This is a genomic window from Methanosarcina sp. 1.H.T.1A.1 (assembly GCF_000979295.1).
Classification (GTDB): domain Archaea; phylum Halobacteriota; class Methanosarcinia; order Methanosarcinales; family Methanosarcinaceae; genus Methanosarcina.
In genome coordinates, this window is the sequence record NZ_JJQY01000121.1 from 1 (window position 1) to 4650 (window position 4650).

General features: G+C 48.3%; 5 protein-coding genes. 4 read left to right on the forward strand and 1 reads right to left on the reverse strand.

The window, feature by feature from the left end; all coding sequences use genetic code 11:
* Nucleotides 1-794, forward strand: a 794-nt coding sequence (locus tag EO95_RS12425; protein WP_048135049.1) for a phosphomethylpyrimidine synthase ThiC, incomplete at its 5' end; no start/stop codon positions are given.
* A gap of 285 nt (nucleotides 795-1079) precedes the next feature.
* Here EO95_RS12425 and EO95_RS12430 read toward each other — a convergent pair.
* Nucleotides 1080-1955 carry a PAS domain-containing protein gene (locus tag EO95_RS12430; protein ID WP_048135052.1) on the reverse strand — a complete coding sequence of 292 codons (876 nt, stop codon included), beginning with the start codon at nucleotides 1953-1955 and terminating at the stop codon, nucleotides 1080-1082.
* 215 nt (nucleotides 1956-2170) lie between these two features.
* On the opposite strand from EO95_RS12430, the gene EO95_RS12435 reads away from it, so the two are divergent.
* The 3 genes from EO95_RS12435 to mtbB all read left to right on the forward strand — a co-directional run.
* Nucleotides 2171-2530, forward strand: coding sequence for a DUF2769 domain-containing protein (locus EO95_RS12435; protein ID WP_082106038.1), 360 nt, complete (start codon nucleotides 2171-2173; stop codon nucleotides 2528-2530).
* 392 nt (nucleotides 2531-2922) lie between these two features.
* Nucleotides 2923-3567, forward strand: a complete 645-nt coding sequence (mtbC, locus tag EO95_RS12440) for a dimethylamine corrinoid protein MtbC (protein WP_048135050.1) — start codon at nucleotides 2923-2925, stop codon at nucleotides 3565-3567.
* 70 nt (nucleotides 3568-3637) lie between these two features.
* On the forward strand, nucleotides 3638-4650 hold a 1013-nt coding region (gene mtbB, locus EO95_RS12445; protein ID WP_048135051.1), incomplete at its 3' end, for a [dimethylamine--corrinoid protein] Co-methyltransferase.

The following is a 4650-nucleotide window of genomic DNA, read 5'->3' on the forward strand; positions in this document are numbered from 1 at the left end:
GCTCTGTGGTGCTGCACTGCGTGGAAAAGGCAACCCTTGAGAAGCTAAAGGGCGTAGGGAGGGTGATGGGTATGGTCTCCAAGGGAGGTTCCCTGACCAGTGTCTATATGCTTACAAATGGCTGCGAAAACCCCTTCATAGAACACTTTGACGAGGTAATCGAGACCCTCAGGAAAAAAGATGTCGTCCTTTCCCTGGGGAACACCATGCGAAGCGGCTGCATCCATGACTATAGGGACGGAGCCCAGCTGATGGAGATAGAAACCAATGTCCGCCTTGCGAAAAGAGCAAACGAGGAAGGTGTGCAGGTAATAATAGAGGGCATGGGCGGACATATCCGGGCAGCTGAGATCCCGGAACATGTGAATTTATACAAATCAAGGTCAGCTTTTCCCCTTTTCGTTGCAGGCCCCCTGCCCACGGACGTAGCCCTTGGCTATGACCATATCGCAGGTGCGGTAGGGGCAAGCATGGCAAGTGGGGCAGGGGCGGACTACCTGTGTTACATAACCCCTGCAGAACATCTCTCCCTCCCGAACCCGGAGCAGGTAAGGGAAGGACTTCTCGCTTTCAGGATAGCTGCCCACATAGGGGATTCCATGAAATACGGGGTAAGCGAAAGGGACCTGCTGCTTGCACAGAAGCGTGCCCATTTTGACTGGGGAGGACAGATCAAACTCGCCCTTGACCCCGACAGGCCGAGGGACATGTGCCCCATGACAGGCCCGTGTTCCATGTGCGGCGAATACTGCGCCATAAAGATCATGGGAGATTACCTCGCAGGGGATGAATAACTGGAGAACCGGGCAGGTCATATTGTCAAAGACCAAACAAAATAATTTTCCGGAATCCGCAGAAAAGCCGCCCAATATGGCCCTAATATCTTAGGGCGGCAAAACTGTTCTTTCAGGGCCAATTATTTTTAAAAGGAGACAGGAATGTTCCCCGATTCAGAACCTCTTCCCATTATTCTGCCGGGAACTTTTGAAAACTGCAGCAGTACGTGGGCCCTGATCTTCTCCATAATCCGGGCCTTCTGCAATTTCCTGGAAAAAATAAGTTATTAATTTCTTTTTCTCTCAGGCTTTTTTGATCTTTCCGGTTATGTCTTCGATTATCCCCTGAAAATGGGTCACTTCCCCTTCCTGGTTGCGCTGGATAAAGGTTTTTTCTTCTACCCAGCGTACCTCTCCGGTCTGTGTCAGGATGCGGTACTGCCGGTTAAACTCTTTTCCGCCTTCGTCGCAGTTTTCCTCAAGTTCGAGTTCTACAAGGAGCAGGTCTTCGGGGTGGACGATTTTACCGTAGAGGACTCTTCCTGATATGAAATCTTCAGGAGTGTACCCAAACTGCCGGACGTTTTCGGACACGTAAAGGGTGGGCCAGTACTTTTCTGCCTTCCAGAGAAATACGACCATTGAGCTGTTGTTGATTACGGTTTCCAGCGCCTTCTGCCTTTCAAGCAGAGATTTTTGTTTTTCCATCAGGGCCTTCTGGCTCTCAAGGGCGTCTCTTAACGCTTTTTCTGTTTGTATTTCGGAGGTGACGTCCCTGACTATTCCCTGGAAATGGGTCACGTTTCCTTTTTCGTCGCGCTGTATAAAGGTCTTTTCTTCAACCCAGCGGATCTCTCCCTCACCTGTCAGGATCCTGTAGCGCTGGACGAAGTGTTCTTTTCCCAGCGCGCAGCACTTTGTAAGTTCATTTCTTACCCGGTCAATATCCTCGGAATGAACTATGTTTGCATACATTATCCTGCCCGTAAGGAATTCCTCTGCACTGTACCCCAGCTGGGTCACGTTTTCCGAGACATATTTCGCAGGCCAGTCTTTTTCCGGGGTCCAGAGAAAAGCCATTATAGGGCTGTTGTCGATCACGGTTTCCAGAATTCGCTGCCTTTCGAGTGCTTCATCATGAATCAGTTCGTTGCTTTCAGTTACCCGATTGAATCCCATATTATCCCTTATCCTCCAAAGCCTTTTTAAATCCAGGGCCCACCTGGCCACAGGTAAAAATGTATTTATGAAACCCTCAACCAATATACAATATATTTTGACATCTTATAAATTAATGTCCTTTTTTACATAGGGGGAATGTTCTGGACTTTGAGGTTCCAACAGAAGACAAAGAAAATGCCGACGCGGCAGAAGCAGAAGAGTTCTCACGGGAGATGCCCGATATCACCCTGAAAGCCAGGGAAATATACGGAAGGTATTTCGGGATCTGCAGTTCATACCACCACCTGAAAGCCTGCGTCTGCAAAACCTGCCCATCTTATCCGGGGGGCACAGGGATGTTCTGTGCCAGAGGCAAGAGCGAGGTAGAGGGGAAAAAAGAGGGCTGTCTCTGTGAAACATGTGAGCTTTTTAAAAAGTTCCGGCTTGAGGGCGATTATTTCTGCAAGCCGAAAGAAAATGTGGAAGTTTTTGAAAAAAACCAGCCCCCTCTGAATATCTGTATGAATTTCCAGACAAGTGCCGGCACAATCAGGGTCTGCGTACTGGATGACCGGAATATGCATTCAAAGTAACGAGTCAACTACCCGCTAAATCTAAAGATTTAACGAGTTTCCTGCTGAGGTATTATGAATAAGGCCCGGATTCTTAAGGAATCGATTCCTGAAAAATCGAATTCACTTTTTAATTTCTGAACTCAATCCTGGTTTTGCCCCTGTTTTTATTTAGATTGAAAATTTCAACACAATTAAAAATCCTCATTACTTGAGCCTGAACCAGAGAGCCTATCCTTTACCTCCTGTCCTTCACAACGCTTCCCGGAAGTTCCAATTCCATACCATTGAGAAAAAACACCAGAGGCTGGGCTATATAATTCTACACATATAATATGTATAATCAGGAATCAAACTTTAGTAGCGATACTTCGGATTCTGAAGCGGGTTTCTGACTTAATGGAGGTTTAAAAATGGCAACTAAAGAAGAACTTATTCAGGAGCTTTCGGATGCGGTAATCTCCTGTAAAAAGGATGCAGTACTGGCTGCTGTTGAAAAAGCAAAGCAGGTCATGGAACCCGCAGAAATCATTGATAAAGGGCTTTCAGCAGGCATGAACCAGGTAGGAATTCTTTTTGAGAGAGGGAAACTTTTCCTACCCCATGTAATGATGGCTGCTGATGCAATGACAGCAGGGGTCAAATTCCTTGAAGCTGATCTCCCTGCAGGGAGCGAGAGCAAAAAGCTCGGAGTAATTGTAAATGGGACAGTCGAAGGCGATGTGCATGATATTGGCAAGTCGATAGTCTCAACCATGCTTCAATCCGCTGGTTTTGAAGTCCACGACATAGGCAGGGATGTTCCTATAAAGAACTTTGTCGAGAAGGCAAAAGAAGTCAATGCAAACATGATAGGGCTTTCTGCCCTGATGACCACCACACTTCCCGGACAGAGGGGAGTTATTGAACTCCTGAAAGAAGAGGGTCTGCGCAGCCGTATTAAGGTAATGGTAGGAGGGGCACCTGCAACCCAGGCCTGGGCAGACAAAATCGGAGCAGACTGCTACGCTGAAAACGCAAGCGAAGCCGTCGCAAAGGCAAAAGAACTGCTGCTCTGAACCCCGGTTCTCATTCTGAGTTTAGTCATCTAAGTTCAGTCAATATCAGTTATCAATGGAGGGAATAAAAATGGCAACTGAATATGCTTTGAGGATGGGAGACGGGAAACGTGTCTTCCTCACAAAAGAAAAGATCATGGAGGAAATTGAGGCAGGTATGGCAAATGCCTCAGACCTTGGAGAAATCCCTGATCTCAGTGCTGATGAAATTGACAAGCTTGCAGAAATCCTTATGATGCCCGGAAAGGCAGTCAGTGTCGAGCAGGGCATGGAAGTGCCTGTAACCCACGATATAGGCACAATCAGGCTTGATGGGGACCAGGGCAACAGCGGAGTTGGAATTCCTTCCAGCCGGCTTGTCGGCTGCATGATGCACGAAAGAGCCTTTGGCGCCGACACCATGGAACTCGGGCACATCGACTACAGTTTCAAGCCAGTAAAACCCGTGGTTTCAAATGAATGCCAGGCAATGGAAGTCTGCCAGCAGAATATGATTATCCCGCTTTTCTACGGCGCAATGCCGAACATGGGGCTTTATTATACTCCGGATGGGCCTTTTGAAAACCCCGGCGACCTCATGAAAGCTTTCAAAATCCAGGAAGCCTGGGAGTCAATGGAACATGCAGCAGAGCACCTTTCCAGGGATACAGTCTGGATCATGCAGAAGCTCTTTGCCTCGGGAGCAGACGGGGTCAACTTCGACACCACAGCTGCAGCCGGAGATGCGGACTTTTACGGGACCCTGCACGCAATTGAAGCTCTCAGAAAGGAATTCCCTGATATGTATATAGAAGCCGGAATGGCAGGGGAAATGGTACTCGGTATGCACGGCAACCTGCAGTATGACGGTACAACCCTTGCAGGGCTCTGGCCGCACCAGCAGGTTCCACTTGTTGCAAAGGCAGGAGCAAACGTTTTCGGACCTGTTGTCAACACAAATACCAGCAAGACCTCACCATGGAACCTGGCACGTGCTGTCACTTTTATTAAGGAAGCCGTAAAGGTTTCTCCCCTGCCCTGTCATGTTGACATGGGTATGGGTGTCGGCGGAATTCCGATGCTTGAGACTCCTCCGGTAGATGC

What these genes read in the sequence shown, in the direction of transcription:
- EO95_RS12435 (WP_082106038.1), top strand. Translation starts at nt 2,171, where the DNA reads ATGCCCGATATCACCCTGAAAGCCAGGGAAATATACGGAAGGTATTTC.
- EO95_RS12430 (WP_048135052.1), bottom strand. Translation starts at nt 1,955, where the DNA reads ATGGGATTCAATCGGGTAACTGAAAGCAACGAACTGATTCATGATGAA.
- mtbC (WP_048135050.1), top strand. Translation starts at nt 2,923, where the DNA reads ATGGCAACTAAAGAAGAACTTATTCAGGAGCTTTCGGATGCGGTAATC.